This is a genomic window from Tannerella forsythia (assembly GCF_001006485.1).
GTDB classification, from domain to species: Bacteria; Bacteroidota; Bacteroidia; order Bacteroidales; family Tannerellaceae; genus Tannerella; species Tannerella forsythia.
This window is the reverse complement of the sequence record NZ_JUET01000057.1, coordinates 48,796-69,602: the sequence shown is the minus strand read 5'-3', so window position 1 is coordinate 69,602 and position 20,807 is coordinate 48,796. Positions and strand designations below refer to the sequence as shown.

Annotated in this window: 14 protein-coding genes and 3 pseudogenes; 2 read left to right on the top strand and 15 right to left on the bottom strand. The window is 44.5% G+C overall.

Going from position 1 to position 20,807, the window contains the following annotated elements; all coding sequences use genetic code 11:
- The first annotated feature begins 61 nt into the window (after positions 1-61).
- A complete protein-coding gene (locus tag Tanf_RS03045; RefSeq protein ID WP_046824865.1) occupies positions 62-655 on the top strand; it encodes a DUF3109 family protein in 594 nt (197 codons plus the stop codon).
- An 84-nt stretch (positions 656-739) separates the two neighbouring features.
- On the opposite strand, the gene rnr is transcribed toward Tanf_RS03045, so the two are convergent.
- The 6 genes from rnr to Tanf_RS03015 all read right to left on the bottom strand — a co-directional run bounded on the left by rnr (position 740) and on the right by Tanf_RS03015 (position 9,082).
- Complete coding sequence (gene rnr, locus Tanf_RS03040; RefSeq protein WP_046824864.1) at positions 740-2,938, bottom strand: ribonuclease R; 2,199 nt, start codon at positions 2,936-2,938, stop codon at positions 740-742.
- Positions 2,928-3,857, bottom strand: coding sequence for an SMP-30/gluconolactonase/LRE family protein (locus tag Tanf_RS03035; RefSeq protein ID WP_087879670.1), 930 nt, complete (start codon positions 3,855-3,857; stop codon positions 2,928-2,930). The genes rnr and Tanf_RS03035 overlap by 11 nt, the downstream gene beginning before the upstream one ends.
- Positions 3,858-3,910: 53 nt before the next feature.
- Positions 3,911-6,523, bottom strand: a complete 2,613-nt coding sequence (gene mutS, locus Tanf_RS03030) for a DNA mismatch repair protein MutS (protein WP_046824863.1) — start codon at positions 6,521-6,523, stop codon at positions 3,911-3,913.
- A 397-nt stretch (positions 6,524-6,920) separates the two neighbouring features.
- Positions 6,921-7,943, bottom strand: coding sequence for a M4 family metallopeptidase (locus Tanf_RS13750; RefSeq protein WP_074449517.1), 1,023 nt, complete (start codon positions 7,941-7,943; stop codon positions 6,921-6,923).
- Positions 7,936-8,583 carry a hypothetical protein gene (locus Tanf_RS03020; RefSeq protein ID WP_046824862.1) on the bottom strand — a complete coding sequence of 216 codons (648 nt, stop codon included), beginning with the start codon at positions 8,581-8,583 and terminating at the stop codon, positions 7,936-7,938. The genes Tanf_RS13750 and Tanf_RS03020 overlap by 8 nt, the downstream gene beginning before the upstream one ends.
- Positions 8,584-8,611: 28 nt before the next feature.
- Positions 8,612-9,082: a hypothetical protein gene (locus Tanf_RS03015; protein ID WP_046824861.1), complete on the bottom strand. Its 471-nt coding sequence runs from the start codon at positions 9,080-9,082 to the stop codon at positions 8,612-8,614.
- Positions 9,083-9,577: 495 nt separating this feature from the next.
- Here Tanf_RS03015 and Tanf_RS16310 point away from each other — a divergent pair.
- Positions 9,578-9,783: pseudogene (locus Tanf_RS16310) on the top strand (transposase); the annotation flags it as partial.
- Here Tanf_RS16310 and Tanf_RS03010 read toward each other — a convergent pair.
- The 9 genes and pseudogenes from Tanf_RS03010 to Tanf_RS02970 all read right to left on the bottom strand — a co-directional run bounded on the left by Tanf_RS03010 (position 9,761) and on the right by Tanf_RS02970 (position 20,805).
- Positions 9,761-10,723, bottom strand: a complete 963-nt coding sequence (locus Tanf_RS03010; protein WP_197556422.1) for a sialidase family protein — start codon at positions 10,721-10,723, stop codon at positions 9,761-9,763. The pseudogene Tanf_RS16310 and the gene Tanf_RS03010 overlap by 23 nt on opposite strands.
- An 89-nt stretch (positions 10,724-10,812) precedes the next feature.
- Positions 10,813-13,141 (bottom strand): annotated as a pseudogene (locus Tanf_RS03005) (glycoside hydrolase family 3 N-terminal domain-containing protein).
- Between the two features lie 43 nt (positions 13,142-13,184).
- A pseudogene (locus Tanf_RS03000) lies at positions 13,185-13,760 on the bottom strand (BRO family protein); the annotation flags it as partial.
- An 11-nt stretch (positions 13,761-13,771) separates the two neighbouring features.
- On the bottom strand, positions 13,772-13,978 hold the full coding sequence (locus Tanf_RS02995; RefSeq protein WP_041590624.1) for a helix-turn-helix domain-containing protein: 207 nt from the start codon (positions 13,976-13,978) through the stop codon (positions 13,772-13,774).
- A 297-nt stretch (positions 13,979-14,275) separates the two neighbouring features.
- A complete protein-coding gene (locus Tanf_RS02990; RefSeq protein ID WP_046824874.1) occupies positions 14,276-14,677 on the bottom strand; it encodes an SRPBCC family protein in 402 nt (133 codons plus the stop codon).
- 114 nt (positions 14,678-14,791) lie between these two features.
- Positions 14,792-16,261, bottom strand: coding sequence for an RNA-binding domain-containing protein (locus Tanf_RS02985; RefSeq protein WP_046824860.1), 1,470 nt, complete (start codon positions 16,259-16,261; stop codon positions 14,792-14,794).
- 159 nt (positions 16,262-16,420) lie between these two features.
- On the bottom strand, positions 16,421-19,174 hold the full coding sequence (locus Tanf_RS02980; protein WP_236684372.1) for a PIN domain-containing protein: 2,754 nt from the start codon (positions 19,172-19,174) through the stop codon (positions 16,421-16,423).
- Between the two features lie 102 nt (positions 19,175-19,276).
- Positions 19,277-20,212, bottom strand: a complete 936-nt coding sequence (locus tag Tanf_RS02975) for an IS1595 family transposase (RefSeq protein WP_046824859.1) — start codon at positions 20,210-20,212, stop codon at positions 19,277-19,279.
- Positions 20,209-20,805, bottom strand: coding sequence for a hypothetical protein (locus tag Tanf_RS02970; protein WP_236684371.1), 597 nt, complete (start codon positions 20,803-20,805; stop codon positions 20,209-20,211). The genes Tanf_RS02975 and Tanf_RS02970 overlap by 4 nt, the downstream gene beginning before the upstream one ends.
- Between the last annotated feature and the right edge of the window lie 2 nt (positions 20,806-20,807).

Sequence of the window (20,807 nt, the reverse complement as noted above, 5' to 3'; positions counted from 1 at the left end):
GGTGTGTACATAGAGCCGGCCGGAAGACCTGCTTGTGAACATACCCTTTATCGAATCTCCAATGATACAAATCGACGATACATTAGTCAGCCTCGACTTGATTGAACGCCAATTCTTCTGCGACCTTGCCAAATGCAAAGGCGAATGTTGCATCGAAGGCGACGCAGGGGCACCGATCGAAAAGGAGGAGTTTGACATCCTCCGCCAGATTCTGCCTGAAGTATGGGACGATCTCTCACCGGAGGCACAGGAAGTCATCAACCGCCAGGGAGTCGCCTGTATCGATGCGGACAGCGACATGGTCACATCGATCGTCGACGGCAAGGATTGTGTCTTCACGTATTACGACGCCGACGGCACGTGCAAATGCGCCATCGAAAAAGCGTATCGCGAAGGACGTATAGGTTTTATGAAGCCAATCTCTTGCCACCTCTACCCCGTACGTATCACACAGCACAAACATTTCCGTGCCGTCAACTACCATCGCTGGAAAATCTGTCGTGTAGCCGAAGTGCTGGGCAAATACAAGCGTATGCCCGTATATCGTTTCCTCCGTGAACCGCTGATCCGCTGTTTCGGAAGCGAATGGTACGAAGCGCTTGACGCCTGCGCCAAAGAACTCGGCCGGAAAGGATATTTCCCCTCCACCGAGTAAAAACTCCCTTTTTCATGCGATCGGCAATCATCCGTGCGTAAGCAATCGCTTCTTATAGGAGGAAAGGACCGGACAACGCTCTCTTTACTCTGCTATGACGAAATCAAGCTGTTTGCGTTCAAGGTTGGCCTGTGCAATTTTCACAGTCAGCGGGTCACCGAGACGATATGTGCGTTTGCGCCTCCGGCCTACGAGCGCATAGTTTTCTTCGTCGAACGTATAGAAATCGTCGTCTAAGTCGCGGATGGGCACTAACCCTTCGCATTTGTTTTCGTTCAGTTCAACATACAGCCCCCATTCCGTCACGCCCGAGATGACACCGTCGTAGACCCGGCCGATCTTATCGCTCATAAACTCTACCTGTTTGTATTTGACGGATGCACGCTCGGCGTTGGCCGCAATCTGTTCCATCTGCGAGCAATGGTCGCAATACTCCTCGTAGCGGTCTTTTTCCACACTTCTCCCGCCCGTAGCATAGCGTTCTAACAGACGGTGTGCCATCATATCCGGATATCGCCGGATGGGCGAGGTGAAATGCGAATAATATGGGAACGCCAACCCATAATGACCGATATTTTCGGTCGAGTAACGGGCTTTTTGCATGGAGCGGATAGCCAGCGTCTCGATCAGATTCTCTTCGGGCTTCCCTTGCGCTTTATCGAGCAGGTTATTGATGCCTTTCGTCAATTCGCTCTTGCTCCCGTCCGTTTTCAATTTATAGCCGAAGCGACGGATAAACCCTGCAAAATTCTTCATCTTCTCCGGATCAGGCTGTTCGTGAACACGGTAGACAAACGTCTTCTTGGTCTTCCCTTTGGGTTGTTTACCCATCGATTCGGCCACGGCACGGTTTGCAATCAACATAAACTCCTCAATGAGTTTGTTCGCCTCCTTCGACTCTTTAAAGTAAACGTTGAGCGGCTTTCCTTTTTCATCGATCTCGAACTTCACTTCGTATCGGTCGAAGTCGATCGAGCCGCTTGCAAAACGGATATTTCGCAACTGTTGCGCAAGATGATGGAGCGTCAGGACCTCGTCTTTGTAATCGCCCTGACCCGTTTCGATCACGTTCTGTGTCTCCTCATACGTAAAGCGGCGATCGCTTTTGATGATCGTACGTCCGATGCGCGAAGCCAGAATCTCGGCCTCATCGTTCATCTCGAAGATGACCGAAAAAGTCAGTTTCTCCTCATTCGGACGAAGCGAGCAAAGGTTGTTGCAAAGCGATTCGGGGAGCATGGGAATCGTGCGGTCGACAAGATAAACGGACGTTGCACGTTCGTAAGCCTCTTTGTCGATGATACTGCCGGGTTTTACATAGTGCGTCACGTCGGCAATATGTATGCCGACTTCCCAATGGCCGTTCTCCAACTTGCGTAACGACAGCGCATCGTCAAAGTCCTTCGCATCTTTCGGGTCGATGGTGAAGGTAACGACATCGCGGAAATCTTCGCGTCCGGCGCGGTCCTCGTCGGTGATCTCGGTCGGAATGCGGTTGGCCGCTTCTTCCACCTTTTCCGGATACGTGTAGGGCAGGCCGAACTCGGCCAGAATAGCGTGCATCTCCGTATTGTTATCGCCGGCTTTGCCGAGAATATCGATGACTTCGCCCAACGGATTCTTGGCGCCTTCGGGCCACTCGATGATGCGTACCACGGCCTTGTCGTTGTTGCGTCCGCCGTGCAAATGCTCGCGCGGGATAAAGATATCGTTCGACAGGGTTTTGTCTTCCGTCACTAAGAACGCATAGTCCTTGGCAATCTGCAATCGTCCGACGAACGTACGTTTCTTATTCTCGAGCACCTCCATCACTTCGGCTTCCGGTTCGGCTCCTCTGCGACGTGCAAAAAGCTGCACACGCACCTTGTCGCCGTCCATCGCATGATGCGAATTACGTTCGGCCACACGGATCGGTTCGCCCCCGTCTTCGGGCAGGAACGCGTTGCGGCCGTTGCTCCGTCGCTGGAAGATGCCTACGGCCACAGTGCCGAGGCTGTTGAGGCGGAAACGTCCCGGTTCCACCTCGGCCAGAATGCCGTCGCAGGTCAGCTCGTAAAGCAGATCGGCAACGTAAAGCTTCTGCACCTGTGCTTCGATGCCGATGGATTTACTGAGTTGTTTATAGTTGTAAACCGCCTTCGGATTCAGTTGAAAAGTGTTCAGGACGGCCTGTATAATGGCTTCTTTCTTCATTCGTTTGATGTGCGAAGCTTTCTGCTGTTTTTTGTCGTTTTTTCGATTCGGCTTTGTGGCCGTCAGGTCTTTCTTTTTCCTAATCTTCATTGTTTTCTTTCTTTAATTCCTGCCCAAAATAGTTCGGACGCAAACCGACAGCTCCCGGTTTGCAGGCAAATATGCAACCGCTCAGAGGATAGGCGGCCAATTCTTCGTCGGTCAACCCTTCACGGGCTGTGGTAATGTAAAGCGTGTCCATATTCCGACCGCCGAACGTACAAGAGGTCACGTTGGGTGCGGGCACTTCCACTTTGGTGATCAATTCGCCGGTGTAGGCATTGTAGCAATAAACGCCGAAGCCTCCCCATTGCGCCACCCAGAGATTATCGTTCCGGTCGATAGCCATTCCGTCGGGCATCCCGCTGCCCTGCGGGATGTTGACTGCGATACCGTTGGCGATGATATCGCCCGAACGCGCGTCGTAACGGTAACGTTTGATTTTGCCTGTCGGCGTATCGTTATAGTAAATGTATTTTCTGTTTCTCGACCAAACGATACCGTTCGAGATGCTCACTCCTTTTACCATCGCATCCACGCGCCCGTCGGGACGGACACAGTACAGGGTCGCTTTTCCTTTTTCTCCGTCGTTGCTCATCGTGCCGACCCACAGCCATCCGTTGGGCGAACATTTGCCGTCGTTGCAGCGCAGACTGCCACCTCTTGTCTCGATCGGTGCAATTTCTTCCTTTGCCTTGCTTTTCAAATTCAGACGGATAATGCCGTTCTCAAGTGCTACCACCATCGTCTCTTCATTTTCAGGTACCACTGTGGTGACCTTCCGGTCGAACTTCCACGAACGGCATTTCTTCTTCCGCGGCAAAAACTCATACAGCGTCTTGCTTTCGATATCGACCCAGAACAGCGACTGCCGGTCGGGATGCCAGATTGCACCTTCGCCTAATTGAGCTTCGGTCTGATAGACGACTTCGGCATTGATATGCTCAACCTGCGAGCATGATACCGCCATACCCGTCAGCATGACGGCACACAGCAGAATTCCTATCTTTCCGAAGCCACGCATTATTTCACCTGAATGATCCGTTTGATTTCGCTTAACTTATTCAACGCTTCCAAAGGCGTTAAATTGTTCACATCTAAATTTTTTATTTCGTCACGCACCTGACCGAGCACCGGATCGTCAAGTTGGAAGAAGCTCAACTGATACCCTTCGCCGCCCGAAGCAAAGCCGCGAACGGGCTTCGCTGAGGCACCGTTCTGACCGTTACTCGCCTCCATCTGCTTCAGGATTTCATTCGAGCGTTTGACAATGCTTTTCGGCATGCCGGCCATCTTCGCGACATGAATCCCGAAGCTATGTTCACTCCCGCCCGGCGTCAGCTTGCGCAGGAAGATGACCTTCTTACCCGACTCCTTGACCGATACGTTGAAATTCCGAATGCGTTTGAACGAGCGTTCCATCTCGTTTAACTCGTGGTAATGCGTGGCGAAGAGGGTCCGTGCAGCCGCCTGAGGCTGTTCGTGGATATACTCGACGATGGCCCATGCGATGGAGATACCGTCGTAGGTGCTCGTGCCGCGTCCCAACTCATCGAAGAGCACAAGGCTGCGAGGCGAGAGGTTGTTGAGGATATTGGCCGCCTCGTTCATCTCGACCATAAACGTCGATTCGCCCACCGAGATATTATCCGACGCCCCGACGCGGGTAAAAATCTTATCTACGCGGCCGATCCGTACACTGTCGGCCGAAACGAAGCTGCCGATCTGCGCCATCAGCGTGATCAGCGCCGTTTGCCGCAACAATGCCGATTTACCGGCCATATTCGGGCCAGTGATCATCAGAATTTGCTGCTGTTTCTTATCCAAATACACGTCATTGGCCACGTACGGTTCGCCCGCCGGGAGCTGTTGCTCGATGACGGGGTGACGTCCGCCTTTGATGTCGATCACGTCCGAATCGTCGACCACCGGACGTATGTACCGGTTGCTCTGCGCCGTCTGCGCGAACGAGAGCAGGCAGTCGAGCTGTGCGATGACGTGAGCATCCTGCTGAATGGGACGGATATAGTTCGTCAGTTCGGCCACGAGCTCATTGAAGAGCTGCATCTCGAGTGAGAGGATTTTCTCCTCGGCGCCGAGTATCTTTTCTTCGTACTCTTTAAGCTCTTCGGTGATATAACGCTCCGCATTGACTAAGGTCTGCTTGCGGATCCATTCGGGCGGGACCTTGTCTTTATGTGTGTTGCGCACCTCGATGTAATAACCAAACACGTTGTTGAACGCGATCTTCAGGCTGGGAATGCCGGTACGCTCGCTTTCACGCTGCTGCACCCTCATCAGGTAGTCTTTGCCGGAGTAGGAGAGTTGACGCAACTCATCCAGTTCGCTGCTTACGCCGTGCGCCATGATCCCCCCTTTGTTGACGAGCGCCGGTGGGTCGTTGCAAATTTCTTTCGCGATACGCTCGCTGATGGCGGCGCACGGGTCTAACTGCTCGCCGAATGCCAGCAACGACGGTTCGTTGCTGTTCAGGCAGATCTCCCGTATCGGAGCGATGGCCTGCAATGCCGTTTTCAGCTGTACGATTTCGCGTGGCGAGACACGCCCAACAGCTACTTTCGAGATGATCCGCTCCAAATCGCCGATTTCACCGAGCATCCGGCACAGCTCGTCTTTGTCGTCCGGATGACGGAAGAAGTATTCGACCGTATCTTGCCTTCGACGGATGGCGTCGAGGTCTTTCAGGGGAAAGAGCAGCCAGCGCCTGAGTAGGCGTGCGCCCATGGGCGAAGTGGTGCGGTCGAGGATGTCGAGCAGCGAAATGCCTCCTTCATTCATCGTCTGTACCAGCTCGAGGCTGTGAACGGTAAACTTGTCAAGCCGCACATACCGGTCTTCTTCGATACGCGACAGCGTGCTGATATGAGCAACCTGCGTATGTTTCGTCTGATCGAGGTAAACGAGGATGGCGCCTGCCGCAACGATACCCTGCGACAAGTCGGCCACGCCGAAACCTTTCAAGCTCACGGTCTCGAAATGTTTGAGCAAGCGCTCATCGGCGGTGGAAGAGGTAAAGACCCAGTCGTCCTGCTCAAAGAGGCAGTAGCGCGATCCGAAAGTCTCGGCGAAGCGGCTGTGCAAACCACGTTTGACAAGCACTTCCTTGGGAGCGAAGTTCGTCAGCAGTTTATCGATCGTTTCGGGTGTTCCTTCGGCCGTCAGGAACTCGCCGGTCGAGATATCCAGAAACGCAATGCCGCAGAGGCTTTTTCCGAAGTGCACGGCGGCAAGGAAATTATTCTCGCGATGGTCTAAAACGTTGTCATTGATCGAGACACCGGGTGTGACTAACTCCGTGACACCGCGTTTGACGAGCTTCTTCGTCAGCTTCGGATCTTCCAGCTGATCGCAGATGGCCACCCTGCGTCCGGCGCGTACGAGTTTGGGCAGGTATGTGTCGAGCGCATGATGCGGAAAACCGGCCATCTCGACGTACTGTGCCGCACCGTTGGCACGCTTCGTCTGCACAATACCGAGGATATCGGCACCGGCCACCGCATCTTCGCCGTACATCTCGTAGAAGTCGCCGACACGAAACAGCAGGATCGCATCGGGGTGCTTCGACTTGATGTCGAAGTACTGCTTCATCAATGGGGTTTCGACTATTTTAGACACAATCGGTTTTTACGTTTATTTTGTCTGAACAAAGATAACGCAAATTTTGCCGGCAAGCCGTAATTTTCATGTTTAATTTTGTTAGCAGGCTTATTATTTGTCTGTTGTGAAAGGATTATGAGCGTTAACCGATGGTTGTTCAGCGGTCAGTATGCCGTGTAGGGGCGAACCTCGGTGTTCGTCCTTATCTTTTGGGTCATCGGGTTATCCGATCGCAAAGGTTACGCAACGCACGTGCGTTTGTTTAAGCAAAACATCTTAACCATTAAACAATTCAACATTTTATATCAGGCTTACAGCCCTCTGCAGAAGTGGGTATTCTTTTTTCCCCAACGCTTCGCTTCGCTACACATTGGGCTGAATTAACACACTCCTAATTATTGTTAATTGTCAGTTGTTAATTGTCATGTAGGGTACATGATTTGGTCTGTACCACGCATAACCATTCAAATATATTGGAAGCGGCAGTAATTGTGGCCTCTCTGAATTGTGCAAAACCAATCTCTTGTTCAACACTTGATTGCAAAATAACGCTTTGTGTCCGATACACAATTCTTGCGGCATTGTTCATACCGATAGCCCCCACCCAAAAGGAGTTTCCGATATCATTGGTGCCCGTTCCCCCTTCCGAAAGCAAAAAGAACCAATGGTTAATTACTCCGCTATTACGATGGACGCCGCAGTAATCATTCTCTGATATAGGTGTACAATTGTTTGTATTAATCCAGTACGTACCCAGATAGGTGTCGGGATCATTGAATTGGTTGGGATTCCTCATTGAACGTATGGCTCCGATATCTTCTCCCATCAACCAACGTTGTTTTTCCGGAGCTGATCGGGCTTCAACACAGGCTGCCCAAATATCGCTTAATGCCTCGTTGATAGCACCCGACTCTTTGCGATAAGCAAGACGGGCGGTATGTCCGGTTACACCGTGAGCAATTTCATGGGCGCAAAAATCAAGCGTAGTAAATGGATCAAAATTCGTTCCTCGTCCGTATGTCATTCTGTTTCCATCCCAAAATGCGTTATCGTTATGTGTGTATCTCGGACTAATCATAGTTAAGTTTGCATTAACATAACTTAGCAGAGGGGCACCTCCATTGTCGTAACTGTTTCTACCATGTACCTGACGGAAATAATCGTAAGTCATTTCGGCTCCCCAATGGGCGTCCAGAGCTGCGTTGTCTCTATTCTCATTGTCGTGTTCAATCCAGTTGTTATCATTATCAACAAAATCGGTTTGGGAATATGTGCCGGTATTATTCATATTGTAGGTTTCAATCCGTATGCCGTTCCGTACTTCACGCAAGCGAAAACCTCCACCGAACGAATCCGTGATAATATTTCTGGTACCGCTGTATCGGGTTGTTGCCGTTCCCTGACTGTTGGTATGGTGTATCCTCGAATCCTTATCCAAAATTCTCCCGTCGATGGCATCCACATATACATACCATATATCGGCTTAACGGCTTATGGGCATAGATATCGAATTTATAAGCCAACCGGTATTGATTGCTACCCTGAAGAATATCTTTTACAATCACCATCTCTCCTTGGGGATAATACGTATCGTTCAAATATTCTTTTATCCAACGCTCTTCTTCCGGAATTTGCCATTTATACAGCTCTGCTCCGATATGTTTCATCGCGTGCTGCAACGCTTCGGACTCCGACAATTGGGCGGTGGTATTTACTTGGTCAATTTTTTGGAAATTACCGATGGCCGATTCCAATTGCCCTCTGTCGTTACCATGCAAAGCATACGTGCCATAGACAACCCGGATGCCTTTATAATATTGTAGGTAATACTGATGCTTTGTCTTTTGTTTATCTATACTGGACTTTTCCAAGCGCCATTCATCAGCGGCCTGCATTTTGTTTATTGAGTTCAGTATCTCTTTTGCTTTGTTCATGGCAACAGGCACGGTGTCTGTCCGAAACCTCAGAGAGGTTACGATTCCGTCACGCTCTGTCTGTTTTTGTAAAACAATCTGAGCATTAATTGTATACAAAGCAATAAACCATACGCTTATTACGGATAAAATTTTGTTTTTCATATCGTTTTATTTTGATAAAGTTAAAAGATTAGTTTACTTTTTTATAAATGGTGCTAAAGCCTCCTTTTCCTATATAATAAGAAAAAATTAAAGTGTTACCATCTTCATTTAAAGAGATTTCTTTTTTACCAACTAAGTACTGCAAATCCTCTGTTCCCTCTTTCGGGGTTATGGTTATATAAAATTTATCTTTTTCTTTACAGAGGACATAACTTCCATCCAAGATCACTTTTTTATTATCGGTAATCACCGGTTTATTGTCGATAATTTCCTTGTTATGGGTAGCCAATACCCGATCATCGATAAATGTTATTTCTCGCTTCTCTCCGGGAATAGGTTTAACTTCCCATAAAATTCCCGGTTGATAGGAAACAGTCCATTCCCATGTACCGATTATTTGCTGTTTCATAAGCTCGGTATCCGATAATTCTTTCTCACATCCCGCTCCTCCTATCAGCAAAAGCAAGGCACCTATCCATAAAATGATTTTTGTCTTCATATCTTCTTTTTTTAAAGGTTTATAATTACTTTCCGCGTTCCGGGTATTTCTTTTACGCTGCGCCTCCGTTGCGGTTTACGAGGCGCATCGGCTTGTCGGGCGGAATATCGGTTGTTTTTTCCATAGCCTTGCGTTTTTTGATGATACTACAAAGTTAGAAACATTTTTTGAGAATATGCAAATATTATGACTGTTTTTTTGCGTCGTTCTTTGCGTCCTTTGTGGTAAGATCACCGCAAGGATCGCAAAGGTTACGCAACGCACGCACGTTACACAAAGCATTCAGTGTTCAGTCGTCAGCATTCAGCCAGGCAATCAAAACAACTCAACCATTAAACAACTCAACATTTTATACCAGGCTTACAGCCCTCCACAGGGAGATTGCTTTTTCTTCTTTTTTTTCAACTGTTTGTTGAACAGATCGTGCTATGATCGTGCGCCTTTTCTTCAAAGCCCAGTTCCAAGAAACGTGAGAAGGAGACTGAGTCATTGGGGATTCTTGCGTGGTACGGTTTTCGCATATCCACAGGAAAGGCAGGAGGTATCAACAACAGGATTAAGGTCATGAAGAGAAACGTATACGGATTTAGAGACGAGAGTACTTTATCCTACGACTATATGCGCTACATGATTGCCGTATCCCGCAAATTGTCGGATGGACCTTATTGGGTCGATGCTTTATCTTGATCTTGTTTTTATAAATACGTATTTGATTTTCAGTCTGTTGTATGTGTATGTGATTAAGATATCGTCGTTTTTAAGCCGAATGATGGCAGGATAGCTGAATTCTCCTTTTTCGTGTTTTTCAAGTATCAGGATGTCATTCCACGTTAATCCGTCCACACTTTCGGCAACGGTCAGGCGACTGCGGCCGTCCCACCAGTTTTCACCTTTAATGGCTGGATTATACACCAACAGTTTTACGCCGTTTGATAAACCCACGGCATCAATTCCCGAATTGGGATGCAAAATACCTGTTCCGGTTATCGGTGTCCAGCTTTGGCCGTTGTCGTTGGACCAACTTTGCAAAATTTCGTTGCTGTCGCTGCGTAAAAGCGCCTGAATACGATTTTCTCCGTAGCACAACAGCGTCGGTTGAATTACTTTGTATGAAGATGCCGTGTCGATAGGGACGCTTTTCCATTGCGTGAGATTCCTGTCAGAAAGTTCAATAAACGATTTCCAACGCGTATTTCCTGCCGTTTCGGTGCTGGATGGGTGCAGTACGGTTTTCCCTATGCGGATGGCTTTGTTTTTTATTGGCCCAAGGATTCCGTCGGGAAGTTTCGCGACTTTACTCCACGTTTTTCCGTCGTCAGTTGAAACTTTGTATTCACCCCACCACGTCGAAGGCGACGTACCCACTTTGTAGAAAAGGAAGAGCTTCGTTTTGTCGCGGTAGAGTACCGGATTCCAGCATGCATACCGAGTGGTATCATTCTGTATGCCGTCGGCAACGAGGGTGGGGGATGTCCAAGTTCCGCTGCTTAGCTCGGATAACCAGATGCTTACATCGTTGCTTCCTTCATGCTTTCCGCCAAACCATGCACACAGTACGTTTCCGTTTTCCATTTCCACCACGGTAGATGAATGGCACGATTGAAACGGTGGATTTTCGAAAACAAATCCTGAATCAATCACAAAATAAGGTGTTTGCGATGCAGCCAACCAAGTACAGCCGAAGAAAATAAGAAAAAAAATGCTTTTTGCAGACATAAAAAAATGATAAATCAATATACAAAACTCTCTTTCAGCCGGATATCGTTTGATGCGGCGCCAATCATTACCGTAAATTCGCCCGGCTCCACCACACGTTTTAAATCGGTGTTGAAAAAAGCAAGTTGTTCGGGGGTGAGAACGAAATTCACGCGGGCGGATTCGCCTTTTTTTAACGATATTTTAGCAAAATCTTTCAGTAAAACAGGTGGCACGGAAACCGAAGCCACGTGGTCGCGCAAATACAGCTGTACTACCTCGTCTCCATCGGTATTTCCGGTATTGGTTACGGTACACGAAACCGTGATGTTGCCGCCTTCGCGCGAGATTGTCAGGTTACCGTATTCAAATGCGGTATAGCTCAGTCCATAACCAAAGGCGTACAATGGTGTGGAGGTTCCTTCCACGTAATCGTTTGATTTTCCCAGCGAATAATACACCGGTAATTGCCCTGTCGAACGTGGCACGGAAATCGGCAATCGCCCTGACGGGTTTACATCGCCGAAAATAACATTGGCAACAGCATTCCCGCCTTCTTCGCCCGGATACCACGCCGTGAGCAGTGCGGAGGCTTTTTTGTCAGCCAAATTCATATTGAGCGGACGACCTTGTATATACACCATGATCAACGGTTTTCCGGTTGCGGCTATGGATTCGATAAGTTTTTCCTGATGGCCGAGCAGTGTCAAGGATTTTCTATCGTATCCTTCGCCCGATTCCATATCCGGAATCAGTTCATTTTCTCTGCTCGATACGGTTGCCGCGCCTGTCTCGATGTATTTGGTACGGAAATCGCGCGCGCTGGAACCGCCTACAACCAAAACAACGGCGTTGGACGCATTGGCTGCGCGAACGGCCTCATCGATGTTGCTTTGCGTGGTATCCCGAACGGCGCATCCTTTGACGTAACGAATCACGGTAGTGGGCGAAACGGCGTTTCTGATGCCTTCGAGTATGGTTACGATGTGTTCTTCGGGCTGGGGTGCGGTGTAATCGCCCAGTTGATTATAGAGATTATCGGCATTGGGCCCGATAACGGCAATACTGCCGATGTTTTTTGAAAGAGGCAGCAGATTGGCGTTATTTTTCAGTAGCACGATGCTCTCTTCTGCTACTTTTCGTGCCAACCGGTTGTGCTCTTTGCTTCGGATGATCTCCGTCGCGCGAGAAGGTTGAACATACGGACTTTCAAACAATCCCATTTCAAATTTCAGGCGCAAAATACGGCTTACGGCATCATCTATCTCGCTCATCGAAATCAGGCTATCGGTGTGCGCCTGTTCCATATTGCGGGTATAGGCCACGCCACCCAAATCCATTTCCACCCCGGCATTGAGCGCCATAGCGGCGGCGTGTTTGATGTCGGGGGCTACGCGGTGCGTAGGTGGCAATGCCTTCGATGCTTCCCAAATCCGAAACCACAAAACCGTTGAAGTCCCATTCGCCCCGAAGAATCTTTTTCAGAATATACGTGTTTGATGTGCACGGAACGCCGTCGACGGCGTTGTACGATGTCATCACGCTTTGCGCACCTGCTTTCACGGCCATTTCAAACGGCAGAAGATGTTCGGCGATCAATTCGCGCGCACCGATTTGCGCCTGCCTTCCGTTGTGCCCACCCACCGGAATGCCATACGCCGCCAAATGTTTGAGCGTGGAATAGGTGTGGCGGCCATCGGCGAAATCCTTGCCCTGCAATCCGCGCACAAACGCGCTGCCGAGAATGCCTGACAGCACAGGGTCTTCGCCAAAAGTTTCTTCTACGCGCGACCAGCGGGGCTCACGCGCCAAATCGAGCACAGGACCGTAAGCAATATGTGCTCCCTGCGAGCGGGTTTCGTGTGCGATGGCAGCACCCATTTTCTCAATCAATGTACGGTTCCAGGTGCTTGCCTGCCCAATGGACGTGGGAAAAACCGTGGTACCGATAGCCATGTGGCCGTGCATACACTCTTCGGCGAAGAAAATGGGAATACCCAACCGTGTGTTTTCCATGGCGTATTTCTGCAACGCATTGAGAGCCTCTGCCGAAAGCCGGGGATTTAATCCGGTTTCAAGTGTTTTTCGTGTCCACGGGTCGGCACGAAGCGTTGCCCAAAATGCACCGATGGGCATTTCGTCCATCTGCGAGAGGAATTTTTGAGACGGCCTCACGGTTTGATTATCCACTTTCTCGTACATTTCCCAACCGAGAAGGCAAGAGAGTTGGCCTATTTTTTCCTGCAAAGTCATCCGCGACAACAAATCCGCGACTCGCTCTTCGGTGGAAGCATTGTGGTTTTTGTAAATCGGCTGCGCCGATAATTGAAAGATATAGAAAACCGAAAAAATAAAAAAGAACATTTTTTTATTTTAATTCACATTAAATGATCATACCGGCAATTCTTGTTTGCAGGGTTTCGGGGAAGTGCATACAATTAGCGAAAGTAAATCCTCTTTTTGAAATATTCTTGGTACGGATTTGTCCCGCAAAGTCATATAATCCGCCAAAGAGATAAGCGTATATTTGTTGCAGACACTTTAAACTCCCAGGCTTTGCCGTTTTCAAGAGACCACTCTCAAAGAGTTGGCAGGCTTTCTTCTTGCTCTGTCCGTCAATGGTGTTGTCGCTATAGATAAACCAATCGAGAAATGACATTGCTTTGCTGTTAGGTATTGCCTTTGCCAATAAGACTACGCCCTCGCTATCCAACATATCTGTCAGGCGCTGTTTCCCATCCGGGGCTTGCATTTTGAACTGGTTAGTACCACTAACCGGTTCGTTGTTCTCCTTTTTTTACTTTGTTTTAAGATACTTCCAATAGTTTTTTGTCTTCTGATAATCCTCTTGCTCGTTGATTGCTGCAATGATATCAAGTACCGAGAACCACCACTTATTGTGTTCATCGTCCCATACCGCCCTTACTTCACGGTCGTTGAAGAAACGAATAGATTTTTTATGTTGCTCTTTATGTTCTGCCATAATGAAAATCGTTATTCATCGTGAGTGTTAATCAAATCCTTAGGATTGACTTGTAAAATCTTGGCTATTTGGAATAGCAATTCAAGGCTTGGCTGGCCACGATTGCAAACGTATGAGTTCACTATCGTAAAACTCTTGCCAAGCTTCTCGGCAAGCCATGTTTGCTTGATTCCTTTCTCCTCAAGCACTTCTTTTATTCGATTCATGGGTCTATCCATTGTTTCCCATAAGCTGTTTGATAGCGCAAAGATATGAAATAGCATAGAAAAAGGGAAAGGATTTATTTCTCTTTCCCTGATGATACAAAAAAAGAGGGTGAAATCACTTTGTGATATACCCTCTTCTCTTCGTAACTTATACGTTTATAGCTTTGTATAGTACACCTTCTTTTTATGATGTGTGAGGTCGGACTACTTCACCTTCCAAACAAATCTGTGCTGATTTACAGCACATTGCAATTATATGGTACAAATATGATTTCTGAAATCGATTACAAACAATCGATTATATTGTCTTTATTGCCCTGCTTTTTCAAGTTCTATTCGAGCTGTGAGTTCTTCTTGGTATGTGGTCATAAACTTGTTTAAGTCCATAAAAACATACCCAACCAAACGATAGAACAGATTCTTGTATTCTATCTTTTCTGTTGCAGTGAATAGAGTTTTACCACCTTCCATCGGTTCGAATGTTGCTTGCCACTTCCCTGTGAACATTTTACTATCCATCTCAAAACTGTAGAAAGAATGCGGTCTCTTCTCAAGTGTCTTGAATCTGATAGTTACGCCATTGGCAGTCTCTTCCCATTCTTCAATATCCCCTTGGGTACGGATGATCTCCAAATCATCCAAAGAACTTCTGTAATGCCATTCTTGATTGTTGGTCACGATAGCAAAAACGACATCAACAGGAGCATTCAAAATGCACTGTTTTGTCTTCGTTCTGATTCTCGGAAGGAGTGCTCCTGTGAGCACGACAACCAATACAAGCAATAAAAGACCGCTCAATATTATGTACAACACATTCTTCACATTCTATTTGATTATTATCCACTTACCAGCCTTTGTAGAGCCTTCATGCTTGATAACTCCTTGCTTAGTCATATTCTTAATATGATATTTAATGCCATCAAGAGTAATGCCGATAGATTGAGCCAACTCCTTTTGAGTGATCTCAGGCTTTGCCTGAATAGCTGCTAAAATTCTTTCTTGGGTAGTTTCCTGGGTAGTTTCCTGGGTAGTTTCTTGGGCTTTTCTTGGGTGTTTCTTGGGCTTTTCTTCGGTAGTTTCTCCTCCAAAGCCCTCTTCAAAATACCTTTGAGAGACGTTCTCAACTACTCGAAAAGCTGTAATCAATGAAAAATCAAAAGAGGCTTGCCCGTTACCGTTTTCTTCCAACTCCTTCTGAACTCGGTAGACTCCACGGCTGAATCGGTTTACATAGCCCAAGACTTTCATTGCTTCGGCAATAAAGGGATTTCGATAATCACTCACATTGGGGAAATTATCGGGACTGACCTTGCCGTACAATCCTCCAGGGTTTTGGATCTCGATGCGGTCGTCGTATTCATAAAACTGAATAGGAGCGTTACCCTCGTAATCCCTGTGCATAATGGCATTCATCAACAACTCTCGAGTAGCCCAGTATGGGTACTTGGAAACCGTTTCTTCCCGAAGGACACTTACGGGAATGGGACGCTTTTGTGAGATACTTGTCTCGACAAAAGCATCAATCTTTGGCAATACCTTACAAAGATTACCGCTAAACTTATGCTCGTTGAGGATATCACCCACGCGATCCTTACCCCTGAAGCGTACATATTGAATATACGCCCCATGTACGTGTCGCTCAGGATTCTTTCCAAATAGAACAATAGCCCCATTAGTCGGACAGTTATAGCGCAAATCATATAAGCCAAGAGAGGCAAGTTGCTCCGTAATATCTCGTTTGTCTTCACCGAGAATATCCTCTGCCACAGCCTTGGGCAAAAACTCCTTACGAATGAGAGCTATATCCAAGTCGTCAATGCTCGTTCCCAGGCAAGGCATGGCATCAAAGGTACGAACGTTGGAGAGCCATCTTTCGGTAAGTATCTTTTCTTCTGCCTCTGTTGCAGTGCTCTTCCGAGGGCCGACACGCACCCAAACACGACCACGATAACGTACAGGAGGAAATTCAGCAGGCTGAACTTCTGCCACCAATACATCCCCTTCATCAAAATGGAACTTCTCTACGGTCATGGTGGGCCGAGGGAGAATGTTGCCATCCGTCCGAATATTGGCAATCTGCAATAAGAGTTTATCATCAACCTGCAAACCTGACAACTCTCCATTGTCCTTGGCTCCAATAATGAGATAGCCATTCCTGCCACTACCCGAAATATCATTTGAGAAAGCACATATAGCCTGACAAAACTTATCCATATTGCCAGTCGATTCTGTTCTCTCAATATTGTAGCTCTCCGTGTCTGAAAGCATTTGTAGAAGTTCTTTTTTCGTTATCATTTATCTCTATTTATCTTCATTCGTATCGGATAATCTTTGCTCATAAATTCAACACCCCAATGTCAAACATATAATTCATTCAGAAAATTTTGTGTATCACTTACAAAGCAAATAGGTTTTGACAAGGAGGTTTTTATCTCCTTGTGAGAGATAGTTATATCATTTCTTTATATTCATCATACTTATTCCAAGTATTTGATACACATGTTCTAAACATTGACGAACAAAATTGAGGTTCTCTTGCGAGTAGTTTAACTCTAAGAAGAGCAGCTGTTGAAAACCTTGAATAATCTCATTAGTTAAAGGGCTATTTTTGAATATATTAACAAATATATTTTTTATCTCAATCTCTTTTTGATTAGTATCAAGTTGTGTTTGTACAATCATATTCACTAATTCTACACATGGAGTAGCAGAAACCATACTGATATTTTCCAAACAATTAGTATAATAACTATCTTGGGAATTCATTTTCTTATCAAACTCTCCGAATAATTGTTTTGTAGTCAATGTATATCCCCTATACTTATTTTTGATAAATTCAAACGACGCTGGGTGCTCGTCTCCCAAAATGTTTTTTATATATCGCTCTGTGCTCATTGAGAACTGAATCTGAGCTAAATTGAATTTGAAATAAACAAAGTCGTCTGTCAACAATATACCTTGCTTATCTTCACAAACTAGCAAGGTATTCAAAATATAGTCAATAAAAAACTCTTTCTCATCATCTATATCTATATTTCTCTTAAAATCAATGACTCTAGGAGAAACAACTGCTTCACAGTTTTTTTCTATCCATTTTAAAAGACCTTCTAAATATGCAATGTTATTTTGATGTACATTTTCTGGAATCTGATATTTTATTACGTCTTCGCTTGTTACGACTACTGATAATTCAGATTTTGGTCCTGATTGAATATTTCTCAATTTTTGTTTTATCATATCCATGGTAAAAGCTGAAATTAGAAATTTATTAGGATATGTAATGTTGTGTTCTTTTGCTATCTGATAAAGAATAGCCAATGAAGAAAAGTCGATAACATAATTGGTTGTATTAACAGGTTGAGGTAATGATTCATAAAATGAAAGGGGAAGGATTACAATACCGCTATGCTCAAAAATTAAACTTGTATAACCACCTAAATAATCATTCCTAAACGCTTGTCTTATTACTTCAGTAAAAGATAATTCTCTCCTATAGTAGTTATTTATCGCGGTTTCTCTAAGTCGTTTTTCTTGTTCACCTTGTTGTCCAAAAAGAGATATTAAATCTTTCTTCATTTCTTCTGGGTCAGTGCTAGTAAAGTTGAAAGGTTCCATTGGTAATCCCGAAAGAGGCTGCTTGGCTTCTTCTAAGATTTTATCATGTAAATAAAGATACTTATCCATTATTCGTAATATGCGAATTGAATAATCTTTGCTTGACATTCTTTTAATGGATATTACATCACCTAATTTGTGCCCTAATAACTCATCATATAAGTTGTCAGAGCCATTTTTATTCATTTCAAAGAAATTGATTTCACCATTAGACTCATATTTTACGAAACAGCCATCTGTAATTTCATCAAATTCTTTCAGAAGCTCTTTATTTTGTGATCTTTGAGAATATATAAGTGTTGCAAACAGATATGCAGAACGGACATTTCTTTTATCAGAATACTTATAAAGGATTTCCATTCCTTCAACAAAACAACCTCTATTAACTAATATACTTGCCACTATTGGTATGTTTTGATCAATAGAAAAAGCATAGTCTTCAAAATTTTTTGCCATTGATTTAATTTCACTATCACACCAATCTTCGTTTATAACATCTAAACACCTTAATTTCAGACATAAAAAATCCTCATCTTGTTTGTGTTTATCTAAGAATAGATTACAAATTTGCAAGCATCTATTCCAATTATGTAAAATAGCACACAAATCAGCTTCAATTCTTAGTAAATCAGGTTGAAATGAAAAATTCAATCTCCAATTTTCTAATAGTCCAAGTAGTTCTTCCGAGCCTTTTTTTGCTGCATATAAAGAATTCATATAGGAAAATAAATGAAGATTCTCTTTTTCTCTGTCAACGTGCTTTTCATATAACTCTATAGCAGGTTCATACATTTTAAAATGATAGTAGGTATAAGCAATGTGTAATAATAAATTCGGCTGTTGAATAGTAGAAGCTAACTCGCTCAAAGTCGATATCTGCGGAGAGTCCAATATTCCGCTAATTAGGGATTTAACAATCGTTTCTATTAAAGTTTTCAATTCCTGATTTTCAAACTTCTCGTTTTGAATAAAATCAGATAGTTTTAATTCATCTGTTTCGCCTATATCCTTTAATGTAAAAATTGAAGCAAGATAGTTATCAACTACATAGTTATCAATTTTCTCAATGGAATTTATCCAGCCTTGTATTGCTGTCCTATATTGGATTTTATCATTTTTCTTTAGATAACAGAAAGCCTTCAGGTAGAAAATATTCGACTCTTTTAAATCAGAATCATCTAAGATTTCAAGAGCATAATCTATTTGTCCATTGAGTTGTAACACATTGGCACAAACCAAAGCAAGAGTGTCGTTTTTGCTCTCTAATTTGAGATAATGATCTCTCATGTCGGAAATATATCTCAGCTCTTTTGTAAGTATATATTGGATATAAGCATTAAGAAAAAACAATGTTCCATATTTCTTTTCCAATTCAGAACCATTGATTGCAGATACTATTTTTTTTAGAAGCACCTCCAGTGTTTTTAGAATCTCAACATTCCCCTCTTTCAAAGAATGGAAAGCAAAGTAATAGTTTTGCAAATATTCAGAAAAGAATACGTTTGAGTAAAATATATTTTCGTCAAAATTGGCTATGGTTATATCTTGAGGACTATAATCTTTGACATTGGGAAGCATTGAAAAAGCCTTCATCTGTGAAATACATTTGTAAATATTTTTCACATTGAAGTAATTGTAAAGCATATATTGAAACATGATATTCTGCCGAACAAATGCCGGAATAGAATTATATGATTATCCGTATTTATACCTAAACTCATTTTTATAGGTTACGCAAGCTACGAGCAATCTTCCAAAGAGGGCTTCTCCCCAGTATCTTCGATTAAACTTATAACAGAATTCATCGAGATAATTTTGCAGGAATTCGGGCTTGATGTCATGGAACGTATTTATCAACTGTCTCTTGGCATTGCTGATGGCGATATGAACCCAGGGCAAGGCTTCCCCCACCTTCTCTTTGGGAATCACCTGAGAGTTGTGTCTAGGTACAAAGTCTTTCAATTCCACATAAGAGGTAGAATGATCCGTGTCAACTTCCTGTACACCTGAGGCTAACTCCTTAACCGCCTTATTGATCGTTTCTTTCTTCAAGTCATCGATTACTTTCATTTTCAAATAGCCGACTCTTCGTGGTTTTTGACCGGTTTTCGGAAATTCAACCATTTCACTTTCTGCCATAACTAAAACTTTGCTTTTCTTTTGACTGCCACGTCCACGCTTCAAGGGCTTATCTTTTTCCTCTTGACTCATCTCTGTGGAAAAATAACCTTCATCCAATTCTATACAACCTGCAAGGACATATTCATCATCTCTTTTACCCATGGCCTCGCGAAGTTTGTGAACCATGTGCCAAATGGGATGGTAGCGATTATGTCCCAATTGACGTTGGATTTCTTTGGCCGAAAATGTCTTTTTCGTTGACGTGAGCAGATGCATGGCTATAAACCAATAACGAAAAGGAAGTTTCGATTTATGCATTACCGTTCCACTTTTTAGCGTGGTGCGCGTTTTGCAGTGTTTGCATTCATATTGCTCCTTGTCTTTTTTCCAATAATGATCCGTGCCTCCGCATTTGGAACAAACAACTCCTACTTGGTCGCGATATGCCTTAAACTTTTGCTTGCAGCTTTCTTCGTCTGGAAAGTGAGATAAAAAATCGATCAGTGTCATTGCCTTATTTTTTTTGCAAAGATAATTATTTCTGGGCAAATATACGGATATTCATTAGAATTAAAATCATAAGTCGTAGTACTCAAAAATTTGATATACCATGCAATTGGATTATATTCATTTCTACACAATAACTTATCAACCAGTTCATTTGCTTTTTGTGTATCTTCTATTTTAAAATACGAAAGAGCAGCCTGCTCTTCAAACTCAAGCACTGAAGTATTTTCATTGTATGCAGTTATAAAACATTCACACATCTTCTCTCGTTCGTCCAAAAAACGATAGCACATCCCTTTTTGAAATGATATTAAGGAGTGAAACTCTGGAGAAGGTTTTTTTGCACTTGTTGCGAAACTTGCCTCCAATTTTTCAAGCAATGATAACGCCGTTTTGGGTTTAAATTGTTGCAAAGTAGCTATATATGCATTGAGCCGATCTTGCCATTGTGGTTCAATTTCATTAATATTGATTGTGCATCCAATATAACTCTCTGTTACATTGCCTATGACAGATATGTTTTTTTTTCCTTGTTGTTCAACAGAGGTATTTGGTTTTGCCAGTTCCTTGCCAAACAACTTTCTAAATAATTTCATGA